This window comes from Pseudoalteromonas sp. 2CM28B (assembly GCF_023161935.1).
This window is the reverse complement of the sequence record NZ_JALNTH010000001.1, coordinates 416,363-436,625: the sequence shown is the minus strand read 5'-3', so window position 1 is coordinate 436,625 and position 20,263 is coordinate 416,363. Positions and strand designations below refer to the sequence as shown.

Annotated in this window: 19 protein-coding genes; 5 read left to right on the top strand and 14 right to left on the bottom strand. The window is 40.9% G+C overall.

Going from position 1 to position 20,263, the window contains the following annotated elements:
- Positions 1-7 precede the first annotated feature (7 nt).
- On the bottom strand, positions 8-826 hold the full coding sequence (gene cysE, locus MTN96_RS02000) for a serine O-acetyltransferase (protein ID WP_004586131.1): 819 nt from the start codon (positions 824-826) through the stop codon (positions 8-10).
- A gap of 124 nt (positions 827-950) precedes the next feature.
- Positions 951-1,880, bottom strand: coding sequence for a diguanylate cyclase (locus tag MTN96_RS01995; RefSeq protein WP_248530599.1), 930 nt, complete (start codon positions 1,878-1,880; stop codon positions 951-953).
- Positions 1,881-2,176: 296 nt separating this feature from the next.
- Here MTN96_RS01995 and MTN96_RS01990 point away from each other — a divergent pair, with 296 nt between their 5' ends.
- A complete protein-coding gene (locus MTN96_RS01990; RefSeq protein ID WP_024033156.1) occupies positions 2,177-2,584 on the top strand; it encodes a hypothetical protein in 408 nt (135 codons plus the stop codon).
- 1 nt (position 2,585) lies between these two features.
- The gene (locus tag MTN96_RS01985) at positions 2,586-2,900 is read left to right on the top strand and encodes a helix-turn-helix transcriptional regulator (protein WP_248451878.1); all 315 of its coding nucleotides are present in this window, start codon (positions 2,586-2,588) and stop codon (positions 2,898-2,900) included.
- Between the two features lie 87 nt (positions 2,901-2,987).
- Here the strand turns inward: MTN96_RS01985 and MTN96_RS01980 are convergent, their stop codons facing one another.
- A complete protein-coding gene (locus tag MTN96_RS01980) occupies positions 2,988-5,867 on the bottom strand; it encodes a pitrilysin family protein (RefSeq protein WP_248530598.1) in 2,880 nt (959 codons plus the stop codon).
- A 259-nt stretch (positions 5,868-6,126) separates the two neighbouring features.
- On the opposite strand from MTN96_RS01980, the gene MTN96_RS01975 reads away from it, so the two are divergent.
- Entirely contained in the window at positions 6,127-7,083 is a 957-nt protein-coding gene (locus MTN96_RS01975; protein ID WP_024033159.1) for a methylenetetrahydrofolate reductase, read from the top strand.
- Between the two features lie 77 nt (positions 7,084-7,160).
- Here MTN96_RS01975 and MTN96_RS01970 read toward each other — a convergent pair whose 3' ends face one another.
- The 3 genes from MTN96_RS01970 to MTN96_RS01960 all read right to left on the bottom strand — a co-directional run bounded on the left by MTN96_RS01970 (position 7,161) and on the right by MTN96_RS01960 (position 10,471).
- Complete coding sequence (locus MTN96_RS01970) at positions 7,161-8,138, bottom strand: sensor domain-containing diguanylate cyclase (protein WP_154945190.1); 978 nt, start codon at positions 8,136-8,138, stop codon at positions 7,161-7,163.
- 55 nt (positions 8,139-8,193) lie between these two features.
- Positions 8,194-9,444: a DEAD/DEAH box helicase gene (locus MTN96_RS01965; protein WP_004586123.1), complete on the bottom strand. Its 1,251-nt coding sequence runs from the start codon at positions 9,442-9,444 to the stop codon at positions 8,194-8,196.
- Between the two features lie 325 nt (positions 9,445-9,769).
- On the bottom strand, positions 9,770-10,471 hold the full coding sequence (locus MTN96_RS01960) for a DUF3581 domain-containing protein (RefSeq protein ID WP_029773895.1): 702 nt from the start codon (positions 10,469-10,471) through the stop codon (positions 9,770-9,772).
- A 167-nt stretch (positions 10,472-10,638) separates the two neighbouring features.
- Between MTN96_RS01960 and MTN96_RS01955 the strand changes: the two genes are divergently transcribed.
- A complete protein-coding gene (locus MTN96_RS01955; protein ID WP_029773896.1) occupies positions 10,639-11,031 on the top strand; it encodes a hypothetical protein in 393 nt (130 codons plus the stop codon).
- Positions 11,032-11,035: 4 nt separating this feature from the next.
- Here MTN96_RS01955 and MTN96_RS01950 read toward each other — a convergent pair whose 3' ends face one another.
- The 5 genes from MTN96_RS01950 to proB form a co-directional block, all read right to left on the bottom strand.
- A complete protein-coding gene (locus MTN96_RS01950; protein WP_024033163.1) occupies positions 11,036-11,335 on the bottom strand; it encodes a hypothetical protein in 300 nt (99 codons plus the stop codon).
- A 161-nt stretch (positions 11,336-11,496) separates the two neighbouring features.
- On the bottom strand, positions 11,497-12,981 hold the full coding sequence (gltX, locus tag MTN96_RS01945) for a glutamate--tRNA ligase (RefSeq protein WP_004586119.1): 1,485 nt from the start codon (positions 12,979-12,981) through the stop codon (positions 11,497-11,499).
- A gap of 45 nt (positions 12,982-13,026) precedes the next feature.
- Positions 13,027-13,386: a glutaredoxin domain-containing protein gene (locus MTN96_RS01940; protein WP_004586118.1), complete on the bottom strand. Its 360-nt coding sequence runs from the start codon at positions 13,384-13,386 to the stop codon at positions 13,027-13,029.
- Positions 13,387-13,441: 55 nt separating this feature from the next.
- Entirely contained in the window at positions 13,442-14,416 is a 975-nt protein-coding gene (locus MTN96_RS01935; RefSeq protein WP_248530597.1) for a GGDEF domain-containing protein, read from the bottom strand.
- 343 nt (positions 14,417-14,759) lie between these two features.
- Positions 14,760-15,863 carry a glutamate 5-kinase gene (gene proB / locus MTN96_RS01930; protein WP_024033166.1) on the bottom strand — a complete coding sequence of 368 codons (1,104 nt, stop codon included), beginning with the start codon at positions 15,861-15,863 and terminating at the stop codon, positions 14,760-14,762.
- Positions 15,864-15,979: 116 nt separating this feature from the next.
- On the opposite strand from proB, the gene MTN96_RS01925 reads away from it, so the two are divergent.
- Positions 15,980-16,945 carry a DMT family transporter gene (locus tag MTN96_RS01925; RefSeq protein ID WP_004586115.1) on the top strand — a complete coding sequence of 322 codons (966 nt, stop codon included), beginning with the start codon at positions 15,980-15,982 and terminating at the stop codon, positions 16,943-16,945.
- On the opposite strand, the gene MTN96_RS01920 is transcribed toward MTN96_RS01925, so the two are convergent.
- Genes MTN96_RS01920 through pdsO form a run of 3 tightly spaced genes read right to left on the bottom strand, consistent with a single transcriptional unit; the run spans position 16,834 to position 20,190 of the window.
- Complete coding sequence (locus MTN96_RS01920; protein WP_029773899.1) at positions 16,834-17,433, bottom strand: class GN sortase; 600 nt, start codon at positions 17,431-17,433, stop codon at positions 16,834-16,836. The two genes, MTN96_RS01925 and MTN96_RS01920, sit on opposite strands and share 112 nt — an antisense overlap.
- A complete protein-coding gene (locus tag MTN96_RS01915; protein WP_248530596.1) occupies positions 17,430-19,412 on the bottom strand; it encodes a marine proteobacterial sortase target protein in 1,983 nt (660 codons plus the stop codon). The genes MTN96_RS01920 and MTN96_RS01915 overlap by 4 nt, the downstream gene beginning before the upstream one ends.
- Before the next feature lie 46 nt (positions 19,413-19,458).
- Positions 19,459-20,190, bottom strand: a complete 732-nt coding sequence (pdsO, locus tag MTN96_RS01910) for a sortase-associated OmpA-like protein PdsO (protein ID WP_024033170.1) — start codon at positions 20,188-20,190, stop codon at positions 19,459-19,461.
- Between the last annotated feature and the right edge of the window lie 73 nt (positions 20,191-20,263).

Below are 20,263 nucleotides of genomic sequence, written 5' to 3'. Positions count from 1 at the left end.
GCTGCTATTACAGCATGGCGCTGGTGTGTGATTCGTTTTCAGGCTCTGGAGTGGTTAAAAAGTTTTGGTTCATACTTTGCGCCGGACACGGACAATCCGGTCTGCCAATAATTTTAGCCGGTACGCCTACAGCGGTGGTATGTGGCGGTACCGCAGTTAAAACAACTGAACCTGCGCCAATACGTGCGCCCTCGCCTACTTCAATATTACCCAGCACTTTAGCGCCTGCACCAATAAGCACACCGGCTCTAATTTTAGGATGACGGTCGCCCTGCTCGTTACCCGTACCACCAAGCGTGACCGATTGCAGTATTGATACGTTATCTTCAATTACTGCAGTTTCACCAATAACAATACCGGTGGCGTGGTCAAACATTATCCCTTTACCAACCTGACACGCAGGGTGAATATCAACCCCAAACACTTCTGAGGTTCGGCTTTGAATAAAACGAGCAAGCTCTTTACGGTTTTGCTGCCACAAGCAGTTAGCTAAACGATGCGCTTGAATAGCATGAAACCCTTTTAAGTTTAAAATAACCGTAAGGTAGGTTTCGGCTGCTGGGTCTCTGTCTTTAACGGCTTTAATATCTTCGGCCACATAGGTAAGCATACGGTCGCACTTTACAAACGCTTGGTCAAACAACTCACGTATTGTAAAAGCCGATACAACAGCATCTGCCAACTTATTAGCAACAATAAAGCTTAACGCCGAACCTAAACACTCATGGTTTAAAATGCATGAATACACATGACTTGCTAAAAGTGGTTCGCGAGTTACAACTTCATTAGCTTCACTGCGAAGCTGTTGCCAAATTTCATGACGCATAATACTACACTGCCTTAAATTGATATAAAAAGAGCCTTTTCCTAAGTTTAACGGATTTAAAGCCTAAGGTGTTAACGCCTTAGTTATTTGTTCTGGTTATTAGGTATAACTAAGAGTAAAAAAATTATATGAGTGCTAAATCACTCACACACAAAGCATCTTTTCCTTTATCTTTTGCTTTATAAAGTAAATCGTCTGCTTCTTTGATTAAATACGCACAGGTAAAGTCACTACTGGGTGTAATAGTAGTGAGGCCTACACTCACTGTAAGGGTTTGGCTGGGTAATGAATGTTTATTTTCAATGTTTAACTGTTTTAATTTTTCTAAAATTTCGTTCAATACTAACAAGGCCTGATCTGAGTTTGTATTTCCATACACTAAAACAAATTCTTCACCACCAAAACGGGCACATAAATCACCTGGGCGTTTAGTAAATTCATTAAGTACTTTAGCCACCCTTTTTAAGCATGTATCGCCTTGTTGGTGGCCGTAAGTATCATTGAGTAATTTAAAATCATCTATATCAATAATAGCCAACGAAAGCGGCATACCTAAACGCTGACAACGATTCCACTCTTGCTCTAAAAAAGTATCAAAAAAGCCTCGGTTAGCAATATCAGTTAAGCCATCAATAGCGGCAAGTTTTTGTACTTGCTCTTCAGCCAGTTTACGCTCGGTAATATTTTGATGACTAATAGCGTAATACGCTTTACCGGTATGGCTAAACGACACTACTCGCATCATAAACCAACGTTTTTCATCTTCACTATGACATGGATATTCTAAATAAAAGTCGTCATTAGCCCCCGAAATAACTGATTTAATGCCGTTAAATGCCTTTAAACCAAAGCTATCTCCTTTTTTCGCAGCTTTTTCACACTCTGCTAAGTAATTTTGCTGCTCCCACATATCACAGCAGGCACAGTCGTTTTGCTCACCAAAGTTTTGCCAGCTTCGGTTTATATAAACTATGTCGCCGTTAGAATTAATAACCACTACTTGGTCGGGCGTGGTATCTAGTACCAACTTAAAAAACGCTTTATCGTCAATCACGAGCTTTCCATTTTAGCTTTGTTGTTAATCAGTATAATCAATAACAATTTTTTAACACAATATTGTTACTTTACTTCACGCTAGTTGCATAATTTATTAATGTGAAGTAATACTCCGTATGACAGCTAAGCAGTCTATAAAAAATATAAAAATTTTACTTTTACATTAAAAATCAGATACTAAAGCAGCATGACAGGGTTACTGTCATATGCCAAACTAGCTACTGGCATACTACTGACGGCGTAAAAAATAAAAACAAACGCTAAATTAGCATCATCAACTCAACAAGGATAACGATGATGAAAAACGATATATTGAATACAAAAAAGCTTGGTTATAAATTTTACTTTCAAGATGGCGACAATCAAATAGCCTGTTTTGGAAGCTACTTTACTGGTAAAGAAGAAGTATTTGTAAACGATGACCTATTTAGTAAAAAACGAACTATCTACTGTGCAAGCACGCACTCTTTTGCTTTTGAGGGTTCACAGTACCAAGTAAAATTTGACATGCTTAATATACTTACGGGGCGTCTGGAGTGCACTCTTTATAAAAATAGCAGTGTGATAGCCAAACAAGTTCAAAGTAGTCTTTCAGACGATCCTAAAAAGGCAGCATTTTTTCTTGCTGGCTGTACATTAGGTGGGGCGGTGTTTGGCTATACAACGGCAACAATTGTTGAACTATTTGTAGGGAAGCTTTAACGTGCAATTAAATCCTACAACAGTTAAATCGCTTAGAAGTGAGTTAGATTGGACGCAGCAACAGCTCGCAGATGCCTGCGATGTAAGTTTGCGGACTATTCAACGGGTAGAAAAAGAAGGCGCCGCTTCTAAAGAAACCACTATGGCGCTTTGCGCGGTACTTGAAGTACGCCAAGGCGAGCTAATTAAACTTGATGAGCCTATAAATAATGACGTTAAAAGTACGCCAACTAAAAGCTTTTTAGCGGGGGTTGTTATTAGCTCCTTAATAAGCTTTGCTCTAGGCGCAGGCTCAGTGCTTTTAGCGACTAACTAATATTAAGCTTTAATAGCATTAATTAAATAAAAATGCCCCAGGCTATAAGCGCTGGGGCATTTTTTATATGTTAGAAAAAGAGATTAATTACTGAAACACTTTTTCAACTGCCATTACTTCAATGTTGTTAGCTGGAATAGCTAATTTATAATCGGCAATGACTTTATCCTCAGCAACAAGCGCTGCTGGTTTTTCTGTGTTGTAAACCATTGGCGATGTTTGCTCTGACACTAAACGTTTTTTCATGTCTTCGCCGTCACCGGTAATAAACACGTACTGTACGTTATCTGTTTGTAGATTATCTTTAATCACGCGATTAACATCAGCAAGCGTTAGCTTTTCAAGTTTACTTGTCACGTTTTTTACAAACGACTCTGTGTTATAAAATTCGCTATCAAGTGCATAACCTAATTGGCGGTTTTGACTTGCAACAAGCTGTGGTACGTAGTTAATTAAAAAGTTACGTGTTGCTTCAAAGTCTTTTTCGGTTAAGCCATTTTTAATAAGCTTATCCAGCTCAAACAACGCGGTACGTGTTGCAAAGTGTGCATCGTTATTAGAGCGCAGCGGGCGTAACCAAATTTGGAATATTTGCTCAGAACGTCCTAAGTTTGCATCAGGCTTAGTTTGAAACATGCCACGTGGGAAGTACTCAATGTAAGCGTAATCGCCATAGTTCATACCACGTGTTTGACGAATTCGCTCATACAGGTATGAGTTAGAACTACGGTGCTCACCAAAGTACGAACGCACCAGCCAAAGGGCTGTCCAATCTTCACTACTACGAATAGTATCAATTGGGAAACCAAATGATACCGCAGTAGATTGCGCCGACTTTTCTACAATCGTGGCATGGTGACCTTTAAGCTCTGGTGCATCAGGAATACTTAAACGGCTTTGCTCGCCTTTAGGTAAGGTTGCTAAATCGCTCATGATTTCTACTTTAAGCGCTTTTGGCACAGCGCCAATTAAACCCAGTGTTAGTTTAGATTGGGTAAGCTCTGTGTTGTAAAATGCTTTTACATCATCAAGCGTTAGTGCTTCTAAATCCGAAATATCCCCGTAATTGTAGCTTTCGTATGGGTGACCTTTGTAAAGTGCGCTGTAAAGCACTTCTTTACCTAGCTCTTCATCGTTAGAGGCTTTTAAGCCCGATTTAATACCGTCGATCATTTCTTTTTTAAGGCGCTTAAAGTCATCGTCTCTAAAGCCTGGGTTAAGTAACTGATCGCTTACAAGCGCATACCATGTGGCAGCGTTATCTTTATGAATACGCCCTTGGAATGACAGCATTTCTTTATCTATTTGATAACCAAAGCTGCCAGCAAGCGGATAAAGCGCTTTTTGTATGTCTTTGTAACTCGTACTTTGCGAGCCACCTTGAGCAAGCATAGCGGCGGTGAGCGCAGCAACCCCTTTTTTACCTTGCGGGTCTGCAGCAGCCCCTGTATTGAATAAAAAGTTTACATCAATCAGCGGCGAGCTATTCGTTTTATCAAGCACTTTAAATACGGGTGCCTCTGGCGCTTTATCATGCTTAGCTACTAATGCATTTAAGCTTGTTTCTTGTTCAAAGCCTGGCGCTTTATCAAGTGCCGACATAGTTACAGTAGTACGCGCGTCATCTACAAAATACTTATTAGCCACGGCTTTAATGTCTTGGGCTGTGATGTTGTCGGCCGATTTATAAAGCTGGTTGATAACCTCCGGGTCGCGCTCAAAATGCATATAACTTGCAAGTGTTGACGCAATCGCTTGCGACGAGTCTAAGCCGTTAATAAAGCTGTATTTAAGGTTAGACTTTAAATCACTTAGTTTTTGCTCATCAACAAGTTCGGTACGTGCTTTTGCGTAAGTGCGGTTAATAGCATCGCGTGCTTTTGCTAAATCATCTTCGTTTTCTACTTTTACAAACACATGCAGTAAGCCAGGATCTTTTGTCTCTGGATTGTAGGTAAACATTTGACTCGCTATTTGTTTATCAACAACTAGCTCTTGGTATAAATCGGAGTTATTAGAAAAATAAAGCTGTGAGATTAAATCAAGTGCGGCTCTGTCCTTTTTAGCAGGCTCCCATGCAGCCCCTTTGTAAGATACAAGCAACCAATGACCAGGCAAACCTTCGTTTTTCTCATGTACATATTTAGGCGCTTGTTGTGCAGGCTCGGCTTTTATATCGGCAACGTAATCGCCTTTTTCCCAGCCACCCCAATGTTTTTTAACCATAGCCATTGTGGCTTTAGGGTCAACATCGCCCACAATCACTAGCGATACATATTCAGGCTTATAAAACTTATCAAAAAATTCTTTACCATACGCCATTTGATCTGGCATGGCTTCTATATCTTCAAAAAAGCCCATGGTGGTATGTTTATAAGTGTGCGTGTCAAACGCTTCTTCGCGTACTGCGCTCAATAACTTACGAATTGGGCTGGCGTTATTTTTTAAATACTCCCCTTTAACCGTTAGCGCTTCGGTTCTAAATTGCTCTTCGGTGTAGGTTAAGTTTTGAAAAATATCGGCTTCAATTTCAAGTACTTTATCAAGGTGCTGCTTTGAGAAGTTTAAATGGTAGTTTGTGTAATCGTTAGTGGTGTAAGCACGGTTATCGACCCCTGCATTTTTAAATATGGCAGTGTATTCCTCTTGCGGAAATTTTTTAGAGCCTTTAAACATCATGTGCTCAAAAAAGTGAGCAAAACCGGTTTTACCTGCTTTTACTTCATTACGCGAGCCAACCGAGACCGGAATTTGCAGCGAGACGACATCGGGGTAATCGGTTTTAACAACCATTACGCGTAAGCCGTTATCAAGCTCTTCGATTAAGTACTCTTGCGAAAATACATGTTCGTCAGCTTTTGTTGTTTGCTGTTGTTGTGCCGCTTGGGTGTTTTCGCTTTGCTGTGTTGCGCAGCCTGTTAGTGCCAGCGATACCGCTAAGCTTGTTGCTAGTAATTTAAATTTCATTGTTGTCCCTTTTTAAATTGAGCAAATTTGTTATTAGGTTTAATACTAACTCGCTTAGATTATGCCCCAAAGCCACTAAATATAAGAGCCCAACGGCTATTTATAATGTAAACAACTGTGTCAATTCCCTATTTTAAAAACATTTAAGTATGAAAAAACCTCAAGTTGATTGAAAAACTTTCACTAAATAAATCTATCTAGACGTCTAAATGGCTGCTATATTAAATTACATACATTGGACTAAGCTGGAATGAGGATTATGGCTTTATCACTACAAGAAAAAATAGAAGACACCAATCAAGGTGTTTATCTTATTGGTACTACTCCACCTAAAATTGGTACTGATAAAGCGCAACTAAAAATCATTGCAGAAAAACTACTTGCTCGCTTACACGAAATTGAATACGACGGCGTGATAATTTACGACATTCAAGATGAAAGTAGCCGTACAGATAAAGCACGCCCATTTCCGTTTAAACAAACTGTAGACCCACGTGAATACAGCCACTTACTACGTAATTTATCTGCTCCAGATGTCATTACTTACAAAAGTGTGGCACAGCGTGGTGTAGAGGAGTTTAAAGGCTGGTTGGATGAAACTAAAAACGACTACGATTTAAAAAATGTCGTTTTAGTGGGTAGCCCCTCATCGGTAGGTGATATAAAACTAAGCTTGCCCGATGCCTATAAAACATTGGCAGAGCAAAGTGATGACTTCTTTTTAGGGGGCGTTACCATTGCTGAGCGACATTCAAGTAAGCGAAATGAGCACGAGCGCCTTATAGAAAAAACAGCACAAGGTTGTCAGTTTTTTATATCGCAAGCGGTTTACGACGCGCAAGCAACTATAGAGCTAATCACAAGTTACGCGCGTACCTGTAAAGCACAAGGTATTACACCAAAACGGATTATTTTAACGTTTACTCCATGCGGTGGCGATAAAACCTTAGAGTTTATGCAATGGTTGGGGATCTCAGTGCCAGAGGCCACTAAATGGCGCATGCTCGATGCAGACAATACCTTAAGTGAATCTGTACGTATTTGCCGAGAAAATCTCGACCTAATACTCAAAAGTTGTGCGCACCTAGATGTGCCACTGGGCTTAAATATTGAAAGCTTAACAAACCGTAAAGAAGAAATTGACGCATCAATAAACTTATACCGTTTATTAAAAGCCATTATGGAATTAAACCTAGCCGAAAAACAAATCGCTTAAAGCCTAATTATCCCCGTTTATAGCAAGCCTAATGGCTTGCTTTTTTGTTGCTATGTTTAAGTGTATTACTTTTATTATTATGCTTTTTTAGCCAATTTGTACGCTTGTTTATTTTTATACATTTGGTGATCGGCCAAATTTAATAACGTATCAAAAGGTTGCTTTTGTTTATTAGTAAAACTTTCGCCTATGCTGAGTGTCAGCGCGCATACGTTGTTTTCTAATAGTGCGTTTTTATACTCAATTTTTATTTTATCAATAATATGGCTAAGCTTACTTCTATCACTAATTTGCATCACAGCTACAAATTCATCGCCGCCTAAACGCCCTACTATATCAGCCTCTCTTAAATGTGTTTTTAAGGTATTTGCTAAGAGGATTAACGCTTGATCGCCTATTTCATGGCCATAAGTGTCGTTTAGTTTTTTAAAGTCGTTTACATCAATAAACAAGCAACACACATCAAAACCTAAACGCAGCGCTAAATTAAGTTTGTGTTGGGCAAGTAAGCTAAGTGCACGGCGATTATAAATATTGGTAAGCGGGTCAAGCATGGCTATTTCGCGCATTTGCTCAAAGCTATAAATAAGGGCTAAATCGTCTTCAATTAAATCACGAAGCTGCTCTATTAGCTCAAAATATTCATCGGTGTAACTGGTTTTTTTTGAATCTTTTAAACATAAGGTGCCAAATACTTCACCTTCAGGCCAGTGAATTGGCAAGCCTAGGTAGGATTCAACGCCATCTTCAATAACCTCGGGCATGGTATTCCACTGCGTATCGCTGCGGGTATCGCTAACATACAAAGTGTTGTTGTTTTCGGCTACATATTTACAAAATAAGGGAGTTTCGGGCGGGAGTATAGGGTTGGTTTCAAAGTGTGAGCCACCTTCATTAGCTCTAATAACTACACGATAACCTTTACTAGTAGCCTGAACTATATAACCAGAGGGGGCCGAAAAAAGCCCCGTAATAAGATCAATGGTTTTTTGCCATTTATGTAATGATATTTGGCCATCGACACCAGAAAACGCCCATTGATCTGTTTCAAACATAACTATACCTCAGCTATTTAGTGGCCTTAGTATAGCCAAATAAATATGTTTAAGGCTACTTTCTGCGGCGTTTACTTGGTGCTCTTTGCCCGGTAATGCGCTTTTTATCGCGATCTTTACGCGCTTTGTTGGTGTTTTTACGGTTATCTTTAGGGGGCTTGTTTAAATCAGGCTCGTAACCTTCTAGCCATTGTGGTGCTAAACGGGTATCCAGTAGCACTTCAATTTCTTCCAATAACCATTGCTCGTCAATACTTACCAGCGACATGGCAAGGCCTTGCTCGCCAGCGCGCCCCGTACGGCCAATTCGGTGTACGTAATCTTCTGCTATGTAAGGTAGCTCAAAGTTTATTACGTATTTAAGCGCTGGAATATCTAAACCGCGGGCAGCTACATCGGTGGCAACTAAAACCCGCGTTGTGCCTTCTTTAAAGTTTTGTAATGCACGGTCGCGTGCACCTTGCGATTTATCGCCATGGATAGACTCAGTTTTTAAGCCGTCTTTACACATTTCTTTGGCAAGTTTATCGGCCATTTGTTTGGTACGTGTAAATATAAGTACTTGGCGCCAGTTTTTCATGCCAATCATGTGTGATACAAGCTCACGCTTTCGCTCTTCATCTACTGCGTAAATAACTTGCTCTACTTCAACCGCGGCTGAGTTACGTTTATCAACTTCAATTAGCTCGGGGTTTTTAAGTAGCTTTTTACTCAGCTCAAACACGCTGTCATCGAATGTGGCTGAGAACAATAAGGTTTGGCGATCGCCTGGAATGTGGCGCAAAATACGTTTTATTTCATCAATAAAGCCCATATCCAGCATGCGGTCGGCTTCATCAAATACTAACGAATCAACACTTGAAAGCACCACACTGCCTTTAACAATATGATCAAGTAAACGCCCAGGCGTTGCGACTATCACTTGCGCCGTTTTAAGCGCTTTAATTTGCGGGCCAATACTTGCACCGCCATACGCTAAAGCGCCTTGAATATTTGTGCCTTGAGCGTATTTTTCAAAGCTTGCAAACACTTGCTGAGCAAGCTCACGCGTGGGCGTTAAAATAACCACTCGAGCTATGCCTGGCTCATCTTTTTTTGGTGTATTTAAAAGCTTATGTAGTAGTGGTAATACAAAGGCGGCTGTTTTACCTGTGCCTGTTTGCGCGCTGCCCATTACATCGCTGCCCGCTAATATGTGCGGAATAGTTTTAACCTGAATTGCGGTAGGCGTGGTGTAATTATTTTGCTCAATTGCGGTTAGTAATAACGAATCGAGTTTAAGAGATGAGAACGATGTGGCAGACATAAGCTTAGCTTTAAAATAACAAAGAGCACTATTGTACGCATATTACGGTACTGCGTAAATTAACCAGCTCATAAAAGTATTCAGCCTAGCTGCATTCGCTAATCAATAAAAAAGGCGCTAAATAACAATGCATTTAGCGCCTTTTTTATACCAATCCGCTTAATTAAGTGATCTATTTTGAGGACAGATAAACGTGTTGATAGCTAGGCAAAAAATTCGCTATTTAGTTGTTCTAAATGAGAATTTTTAACACAGATAGCAACACTTTTAGTCCCTAAAAATGATTAAGTATTATTGCGGGTTGGTATTATAATTTAATAACGTTTTAAACCGGTTTTAAGGTGGCTTTGCGCTCATTATAAAACGCGATTAAGTCATCAACCGTTGCTTGGCAGTATTCACGAATACCCGACACCACCATGTGCTTTTCACCAAAACCCACTTTTTCGCCGTTTTCTAGTAAATTAAAGCGCAAGGTAATTTTGCCGCGCTTACCCGTGTACTCAAAACTTGGCTCAGCAAACTCAAGCGTTGGCGTTTGAATATTAATGTTATCAAGGTTAATGATCATCGACTCGTAAATAACCATAGGGCGCGCTGGGTTAATCATTACATCTTGCTTACCCATTAGCGGAATAATTACGTGCGGAAATGCAGCACCAGAAAACTCAACATAGTTTTTTATTAAGCTATTAGTAAGTGTTGGGCATTTGCTGGTTTTACCTTCGCGTTTTACCTTTAAAATTACTTTGTCGCCGTTGGTTACATCAAACTCATCATCCCCTTCTGGGAAATTAAGTTTGGTGTTTTCATCAACCATACCGGCAAAGGTAAATTCCATTCGCTCACTTATACCGTAGCGGTCTAACACTAAAGAAAAAAGTAAGTCTCCTGGCGCGCAAAACTTTTTGGCATCTTTGTCATGAAGTGGGTTGTAATCATCGGCAACGCACTTTGCGAAACGACACCCTTGCTCACGAGAGATAGAAACATAATCAGCATGCTGCTGAAAGTAAGGACTTAACATAGATTGTTCACTGCTTAAACTGCTTATAACCTGCCCATACTACCAGAAAAAATTTAAAGAGAGGTCGAATCACTTACAAATTCATACAATTAACTTAAGAGTAAATGTTGCACACACCTGTTTTAGTTAGTAATTTAGGTACCAAACTAAATAAGGGACTAATTATTATGTTACGTGTTTTTGCAGTAATAAGCGTACTCACTACTTTGGCTGGATGTTCTAGCGTGACTTTTCATACCGATATAGATAACGATGTTTTATCTGAGGAAATTGGTACGTACGTTAAAAAACGAGATTTACAACAGTTTTATAGCGACCAAGAAGCACACGAAAGTGGCGCCACACTTTTAGGCCGAATAGAAGGCGAAAGCTGCAATGGCGACGGTAGAGGCGACAATAATATAAGCTACAATCGCTTAAAATCAAATGCTATAGATTTACTTAAAGCAGATGCAATGCGCAGAGGCGGTAACGCCTTTACTATAAATTCTTGTAGCGAAATCTCTGTATCGTATTGTGACCTGTCTGTTTTATGCAGCGGACAGGCCTACGACTATTAATAAATTATATATTAAGCGCAAAGCTCAGTAGTACGCGCTTTCCCGATTCAATTTTAGAAACACTATGCTCGTATTTGTCGGGTCTAAATAAATACACCCGGTTAAACCAATTAATAATGCATTTTGAGCATTTAAAAACCCCACCAGCTTTAGGTTTTACTAGTACAAAATTAAGTTTGTAGTAGCGCCCTTGCTGTACTGGATCTATATGGTTCATCACACTGTGATGTGTAGGGTAAGTAACTAGGTTTATTGAAAAGGCATTACTGCTAAATAAAGCTTTGTTTTTTACAGGTGCAATCATGCTGCCTCCTTTTAATTTACATGCAGCATTGTAGCATTTGCTAAGGCGCCACGGCTTGCGCTAAACAATATCAAAACGCGATGACATATAGCCAAACGGCCTGAAACAAAAAAGCCGAGCTTAATTAATAAGCTCGGCTTTTTATAAAGTATGACTAAAGATTATGCACTTGGGTATGTGCGGTACGCACGCTCAATATTTTTAGCCTGCTTTTTAGAAATGCCTAAATGAGCAAGCGCTACACGTAAACGCGCACGTGATAAGTCTGAGCCTAAAATTTCCATTGCATCAAGTACTGACGTTGAAGACGTTTTGCCCGTGATTGCTACAAATATTGGCTCTAAAAAGTCTTTAATTTTAAGTTCGTGGAATGTAGCAACTTCTTTTGCAATGGCAAAAATAGCTGGCTTATCAAAACTACGTAAACCTTCAAGCTGCCATACAAAAAACTGTAGCGCTTGGCGTATTACGTTTTCGTCAGCTTTGCCCGCCGTTAACAGTGCTGGGTCGTAAGTTGGAATACCGCCTACAAAATGTCCTGCTAAATCAACCATGTCCGAAAGCGTATTAATGCGCGTTTTAGCTTCTGGTAATACTTTAGCTAGCATTTCGCCATTAAACTTCCAATCAACAAAGCGCTGCACAAGCTCTTCGTCTGTTAGGTTTTCGCGGATCCACATGCCGTTTAACCAGCTTAGCTTATCAACATCAAATACTGGGCCGCCAAGTGATACACGCTTCATATCGAAGTGTTCAATCATCTCGTTAAGAGTGAATTTTTCACGCTCATCTGGCATTGACCAACCCATACGGCCTAAGTAGTTAAGCACGGCCTCTGGTAGGTAACCCATTTCTTTATAGTAATTAATAGAAGTTGGGTTTTTACGCTTAGAAAGCTTTGATTTATCTGGATTACGCAGTAGTGGTAAATGCCCTAGCACAGGTGCTTCCCAACCTAAATCTTCGTAAAGTTTTAATAGTTTAGGTGCTGAGTTAATCCACTCTTCGCCACGGAAAATATGGCTTATTTGCATGTGGTGGTCATCCACTACGTTTGCTAAAAAGTACGTAGGGAAACCATCGGCTTTTAATAGCACTTGCATGTCTACGTTTTCCCACGGGATTTCAATTTCGTCGCGTAGGTAGTCGTTAAATTTAAAAGTGCCTTCGCTTGGTATTTTCATACGTATAACGTAAGGCTTGCCTGCGGCTAGGTTTGCTTTAATTTCATCTTCGGTGTGGTTTAAGCCACGGCCGTCGTATTTAGGGCGCAGACCTTCTGCCATTTGCTCTTCACGCATTTGGTCAAGCTCTTCGCTGGTTGCAAAACAGTAAAATGCTTTACCTTGCTCAACTAATTGGTGTGCGTATTTTTTGTATAAATCGCTACGCTCTGATTGACGGTAAGGGCCAAATTCACCACCTACGTCAGGGCCATGATCCCACTCAAGACCTAACCAACGTAGGCTATCCATAATCGCTTGTTCTGACTCTGGCGTGCTACGAACTTGGTCTGTATCTTCAATTCGAAGCACAAACTCGCCGCCTTGTTGTTTAGCAAAACAGTAGTTAAATAAAGCAATATAAGCGGTGCCAAGATGCGGGTCACCTGTTGGAGATGGGGCAACACGAGTACGGATTGTCATGATAATGTCTCTTTTAATAAGTGAGATAAAAATTAAGGGGGTCGTTTAAGCCGCTACTTTGTTTAAGTAAGCAATAATATCGTTAGATTCGTATAGCCACTCTACTTGGCCATTTTTTTCTATACGAAGGCATGGCACTTTAATTTTGCCGCCTTGCTCTAACAGCTCTTGACGAAATTGTTGATTATTTTTTGCATCACGCGTTTCTATTTTTAAGCCTTCGCGCTTAATTGCACGGCGTACTTTTACGCAAAACGGGCATGCTTTAAATTGATAAAGTTTAAATTGTGAGGTTTGCTGATCAAGCTGCGCTTGCACATCGCTTGCACGCTTTTTACTGCGAGGAGTAAATACAAAATTAAAGAATAAAATTATACAACCTAAAAACCAACGAACGAATTTCATGTTTTGTGCCTGCCTACAACAATTTAAGGAGCCAGATTTTAGCACAAATTTACAATCAAAAAAGCTCAATACTATTATCGGTGGTCACTTCTTCATTTACCTCAAGCTCGCTATAAGCAGTCACTTTATTACGGCCGCTATTTTTAGAATGATACAGCGCCATATCGGCTTGGTTTACGATACTAGATACAGTATCAATACTTGCCAGCTCTAAAAAGCCAATACTAATTGTAAGCTGCCCAACTTGCGGAAAAGGATACTCAGCAATATTTGAGCGTAAACGGTTAAGTGCTATATGTGCTTGTGCCTCGGTTTTGGTTTGAAATAACACCGCAAACTCTTCGCCACCATACCTAAATACGTAGTCTTCTAGCCTAAAGTTATTTTTTAACAGCCGCGCCACAAGTAAAATAACCTCATCGCCTATTACATGGCCGTAGCTGTCGTTTACACGTTTAAAGTGATCGATATCTGCAATGGCTAAATACCATCGTCGCTTTTCGTTTGTATCATCACGGGGCAATAAAAAGCCTTTGCCTGAGACAATTTCGATCACTTTTTTATCAAAGGTTTGTCTATTTAAAAGCTCGGTTAAAGGGTCTAACCGCGATTTATGTAATAGCCCTAGCTGGTTGGCATAAATATTTAAAATATGCACGGCGAGCATTGTGGTGGTTTGCGCTAACTCTTTTGTGGTTTCTATTAGTAATATGCCAATTACTTTACCAAAGTAATACACTGGCACATACGTAGTTACTACACCTAAGGCACGGCTTACTCTTATTTTGTTTTGGGTTACTTTATTAAGCAGCGCTAAGGCTTCGTTAGACTCTAATACTTCAAGGCGGGTGTGCGAGTTTATAAGCGTAGGCGGTAATTGCGCACTAAAGTGTTTATTAATATAAATAGCAAAATTTTCAACTTCGAGTAGGTCGCCAATAATCTGCACTAATGATGCATCTAAATCACTTTCTTCTTCTTGCTGAGTTAGACTGATTATCCATTCGTGCCCGCAATTGTTTGCCTTCATTAGTTTGCCTAAACTGTTTTAACTTCAATCAGTTTAGACAAAATCATCAACTTTGCTAATTAATTAACCAATACTTTTGAATTAGGTCGCATTGAGCTATGTGGATTAAAGTTTGTTTTAGCTAAGCGCTATTAAATCGTAGCGCGAGCTTAGTAACTTAGTGAGCTCAATAACTACTGCGCTGTTATTTAATAACTTACATACAGCAGAGCCTCAAACAGCCTATGCTTTGCATTTATGCTTTGTATTTATGTTTTTGTACAACCAGTTATTCTAAACACAACATAGGCTCTGCCTTGCTTAAATACCGAATATACGGCCGCAACACGCGCTATTTAAAAAGCTAAAGCAAAACTAAGTCGTCTCTGTGTAGCACCACAGCGCCACTATCAAAGTCGAGTAGCTCGCCTATTTGCTCTGAATGAGCACCTTTAATTTTATTTACTTCAACTTGGTTAAAACGTGTTAACCCTCGTGCAATAACTTGGTTATTGGCGTCTATTAAATCTATTAAGTCGCCCCGCTCAAAACGGCCAAACGCATTGGTTATGCCTTTTGCCAGCAGGCTTGCCCCTTTGTTTTGTAGCGCCGAAATAGCCCCTTTATCAATCATAATTTGGCCGGTACTTTTAGGCCCAGCCATTAGCCATTTTTTACGGCCATCTTTTGGCGCAGTAAGTTTTAAAAACCGCGTACCGGGTAATTGCTCACTCATGCATTTTAAAATAACGTTGTTGCCAGCGCCTTTTGCAATAATAACCTCTACCCCTGCGCGCCTTGCTACGTCGGCGGCTTGTAGTTTTGTGGCCATACCACCGGTGCCTAAACTTGTACCGCTACCACCAGCCAGTTGGCGTAACTCATCGTTTATATGAGTGACTTCGTCAATCAGTTTTGCGTCGGTATTTGTGCGCGGATCGCTGGTAAATAAACCTTCTTGATCGGTAAGCAGTAATAGCTTGTTGGCATTAGCTAAAATAGCCACCAGCGCCGATAAATTATCGTTATCGCCTACTTTTATTTCAGCGGTTGCTACCGCGTCGTTTTCATTAATAATAGGCACCACATCGTGGCTTAATAACGCATTTAAGGTGTCGCGCGCATTTAAATAGCGTTCGCGGTCATCTACGTCGGCACGGGTAAGCAGCATTTGCCCTACGTTTATGCCATACAAGGCAAATAAGCTTTGCCAAATATGTATAAGCTGACCTTGCCCTACGGCTGCCAACATTTGTTTATCTATTAGGCCGCGGCCACAGGGTTTAATAAGTTGTTCGCGACCCGCAGCAACCGCGCCACTTGACACTAATATAACTTGGTGGCCTTGCTTTTTAAGTTCGCTACATTGGCGAACCAGCTCAACCATATGGGCTTTATCTAACTTATCGGTGCCGCCGGTTAGTACACTTGTACCAAGCTTAACAACAATTACCTGTTCCCTACGCATTATTATTTACTATTAAAATGAAAGATAAATAAACTTATACCAGCTCGGTATTTTTGAACAAGTTAAAATTATTCATGCTAGGATCGGCGTTAATTTAATTTGATAAAATTTCATTTATGCCAGCCAGTTTATGCCTAATTATTGCCACCTTTTTATGGGGTAGCTCCTTTATTGCACTTAAATATGCTATTGCCGTTTACGACCCTGCACTAGTTATATTTTTACGCATGCTAACCACCTTAGTTTTATCGCTTTGTTTATGGCGTTATGTAATTAGGTTTGAGTATTTAAAAGGCGATTGGAAGTACTTATTAGGTATGTCGCTCGCAGAGCCATGCTTGTACTTTTTATTTGAAGGCCACGCAATGGAATACACCTCGGCCTCTCAGGCGGGAGTTATTGTTTCGTGTTTGCCTATTATTGTGGCGTTGATGGCGTTTTTTATGCTTAAAGAGTATATAAGTAAAGCCATTGTGATTGGGTTTACCCTGTGTATTGGCGGCAGTATTTTACTTACTTTGCTTTCACCAAATACCGATCAGGCCCCTAATCCATTATTGGGTAACTTTTTAGAACTTATGGCCATGGTATGCGCGGCGTTTTACACCATTAGCATTAAGCACTTAGCCAATCGCTACTCGCCGTTAACGCTAATTGCTTTACAAGGCATAAGCGGCAGTGTGTTTTTTGCACCGTTTTTATTTTTTATCGACTTGCCAAGCGAAAACCAGCATGACCTAACCGCCCTTATGAGCATTTTGTATTTAGGCTCGTTTGTCACCTTAGGTGGCTATGGTATGTATAACTATGCAATTGGCAAAGTGTCGGTATTAACGGCTGCGGCTTATTCAAATTTAATTCCTATTTTTACGCTTATTTTATCGGCCATTATTTTGGGTGAAGTACTCGATTTTTGGCAATGGGTGAGTATATTTGTTGTTTTTGCAGGGGTGATGATAAGCCAACGACATCAAGAGCTGGTGGTAGACATACCGCTTAATGACGCTGGCGATGACCCTATCAACTCAGCCGATACAAGCCATCTTAAATCAGTACCCGATGCCAGCGAGTCAAAAGGGTAACAGGTTAATAAATAAAGGCCTGGGGTTTGTAAAAACGCCTGCTGGGATTGATGAATAACCTCAATCCCCTTCACTTTATAATGCTGTATTACGCCGCTTTGCAGCTGCAGCGTAAACGTTTCACCCACTTTAGTGTGTTTTAAAAATGCAAAGTGGGTATCGTTGTGACCCGCTATTAACGCACCGCCATGTTTATCTCCAAGCTTTGCCCCTGGCAAAAAGTGGCTTGGTGCAAATGCTAAATTACGACCACTTGCCCCAGCTAAAACGCTAAGCACTTTATTATGCACAGGCCAGTTAAGCTGCGCGGTTACAAAGCTGTCGGCGTAAAACCACGGTTTAACACGAGCGTGTGGCGTAATAAGCGCCTCTTGCCAGGCCTGCTCTATTAATACTTGGGCAAGCCATGCCTTAGCTTGCATATAAGCACCATGAGAAAACAGCCCCAGCCCAGCGATTAATAAGCCCGCACTTAGCCACTTATTCATTTAAGCCCTCGGTTTATTTTAACCGCGCCATAGCCAAGTAATAAAATGCAGCCCAGCAATATGTACAGTCGGCTTTGCCCATCAGTTTGTGGTAAACGCATAGCCAGTCCTTGCGGCGCTGCGTTCTTAGCCAGTGCCGTTTGCTTTGCAGGCTCGTTAATTTGAGTGTGTTCAATAGCTATAAAAGCAGTAAACGGGCTCAGTAGTTGATGTGTGAGTGCAAGCCCCTGCACCTCATTTTTAACTGACTGTCGGTCATTATACAAAAGCAACGATTTAATTTTTTGGCGCGCCCACAGCTTATCAATCCCTTTTGCGCTGGCGCTATTTTGTGCGCGTAGCTTTATATTTAAAGGGCCTTGAGCGGTTTGCCCACTAAGCGTAATTTGATTTGTATCATTTAGTTTTATAGCCACCATTATTGGCTCGCCAAAATATAAATCAGGCAAAGGTGATGGCCAAAAATCTAAACTGTGAGTGCTTTCATCGCGCAGTGCTAAATTAGTGATAGCGGGATGAGCAAGCTTATCAAATAATTGCTTCATTTTAGGCTGCACCTCATTTGTGCTGCCAATAAACGTAAATGACCCTTTACCTATATCTGCTGCGCGGCGCATAAAAAAGCTATTGGGGGCACTGCCAATGCCTACAGTAAATAAACGGCTATCACCCAATTTACGCTGAATATTTTTAAATAAGGCATCTTCGTTACTTACACTGCCATCCGTTAAAAACACCACTTGGCGTACAAAGTCTTCAAAACTGCTGCCATCAAGTACCGCATCAAGTGCACCTTGTATTTCGGTACCACCGTCGGCCTCTAGGCTATAAATAAAGCGCTCAGCGCGGCGTAAGTTAAAGTCACTAGCAATAAGGGGTTTATCGCTCATGGGGGTAACCACGTTATCAAAGCCAATAATGTTAAAACTGTCGTCGCTATCAAGCAAAGACAGCGCATAAAACAGGGCCTTTTTAGCTTGCTCCATAGATTGCCCGTGCATAGAGCCAGAGGTATCTACAACAAACACCATTTCGCGAGGTAGGCGCTGCGTTTGTGTAAAGTGATCTGCTGGCGGCATTAGCATAGCAAGCCCGTACCGGTCGCCGTTTTCAAACTGCTGGGTAAAAAATGCTGCTTGTGCGCTTTCTTTTTGCAGCGGTTTAAACTCAAGTACAAAGTCGCGATTGGCCCCCGTTTGCTCATTTAAAGCAACCGTATATTGCCCAAAGGCCGGATTTTGTACTTCTACACGATGAAATTTAGACGTTATATCTACAAGCTCTAAGCCTACATCTATATCAATATTTAAACTAAATTGGCTGTTTGGCGCCTCACTGTGCTGCGTTTTGCTATACACAGGGCTTAACCACCCCTGAGGAGCATGGGTTAGGCTAGTTTGCTCAGCTTCAATATTTGCGCTTATTGTGTGATAGCGCGGCGTAATAGTACTTGGGAAGCGAATAGCAAAAGTGCCATTGCTGTAATCAATGATCTCTTGGTATTCAAGCTCTATCACAATTTGCTCGCCAGGGCCTATATTTGCCACGTTAGTAATAAACATATTAACGCGCTGCTGGCGTACAAGTGCGGCTTGCTTGCCTGCATTTTTAGCTGCCTGATACTTTTTTTCGGCCTCTACTTTTTTATCTATTTGGCCTTTTATGACTCGCTCACCTATGTGCATCGTCATCGCATGTACGGCGCTTTCATCAGGTAGCGGAAACACATAACGCGCATTTACCGCAAACGGATTATCGTTTTGATAAGTTTGCTTAACAACCACGTGATTTATCAGCCCGGTTAGGGTCATGTTAGCATCGCTTTTTAATATAATTGCCGGCGCGACAGATGCGCCGCTGCTGTCAAAAAGTTCAAGCTTGGGCGACTGTGCACGGCTATTAAAACTAAGTAGAAGCACAGCCACTAAGAAAATAAAAATGCTTACTTTAGTAAGCATTTTGGTTGGGTTACTCAACATAAAATCACTCCATCGAACGCTTAACTTTACTCAAATAAAAGTGGCTTTAGTTACTTGCCGTTTGGCCATTTACTGGGTTTATTGAGCGGGTAGTCAGTGTTACGCGTCGATCAAAAAAGTTATCTTCTACGGTATTGCTGCGCGCTAATGTTTGTTGCTCGCCAAAAGCGTGCGCACTTAAACGTGTATGGCTAATACCGTGCTTTATAAGGTAACTTTGCACTGCGTTTACACGTTTTTTAGACAATAAAAGATTCGCTTGCTCATCACCGCGCTGATCGGCAAAGCCACTTAAATCTAATGCTAGTTGCGGCTGATTTTTTAACAGCACCACAAGCTGGTCTAACTGCGTAGCAAAGTGCGGGGCAATAGCACTTGAGCCGGTTTTAAATTGTACTGTCATGGCAAGTAAGTTATTTATTTGCGATTGTGTTAACTGCTCATTTTGATTAGTCAGTACATCTAACTGCTGCTCTAGCCTATTGTTTTGATTAAGTACCTGTTGGTAGTCGCTGGTTTTTTGCTGCATCACTGTTATTGCTCTCTGCTGCTGGGCAATTTTGTCATCAGCTACTTTTGAATCACCAATTAAGCCCCCGGCAAATGCGCCAATAAAAGCACCAATTGGCCCACCAACGACACCACCAATAATGGCGCCAGTACCTAAGCCGATGGCGGTTTCTTTATGTGCTTCTTTAGAAGGGGTGTTAGCGGCTGCTGCAAATGCAGGTGTACACACTGTGGCTACTAGCGTTAATGCGATTAATGTCTTCTTCATAATGTAATCCTTAAACTTGTTTTAATTTGTGATGTTTTGTTTTGATGGTTGTATTAAAACAGCTGCAAGTGGC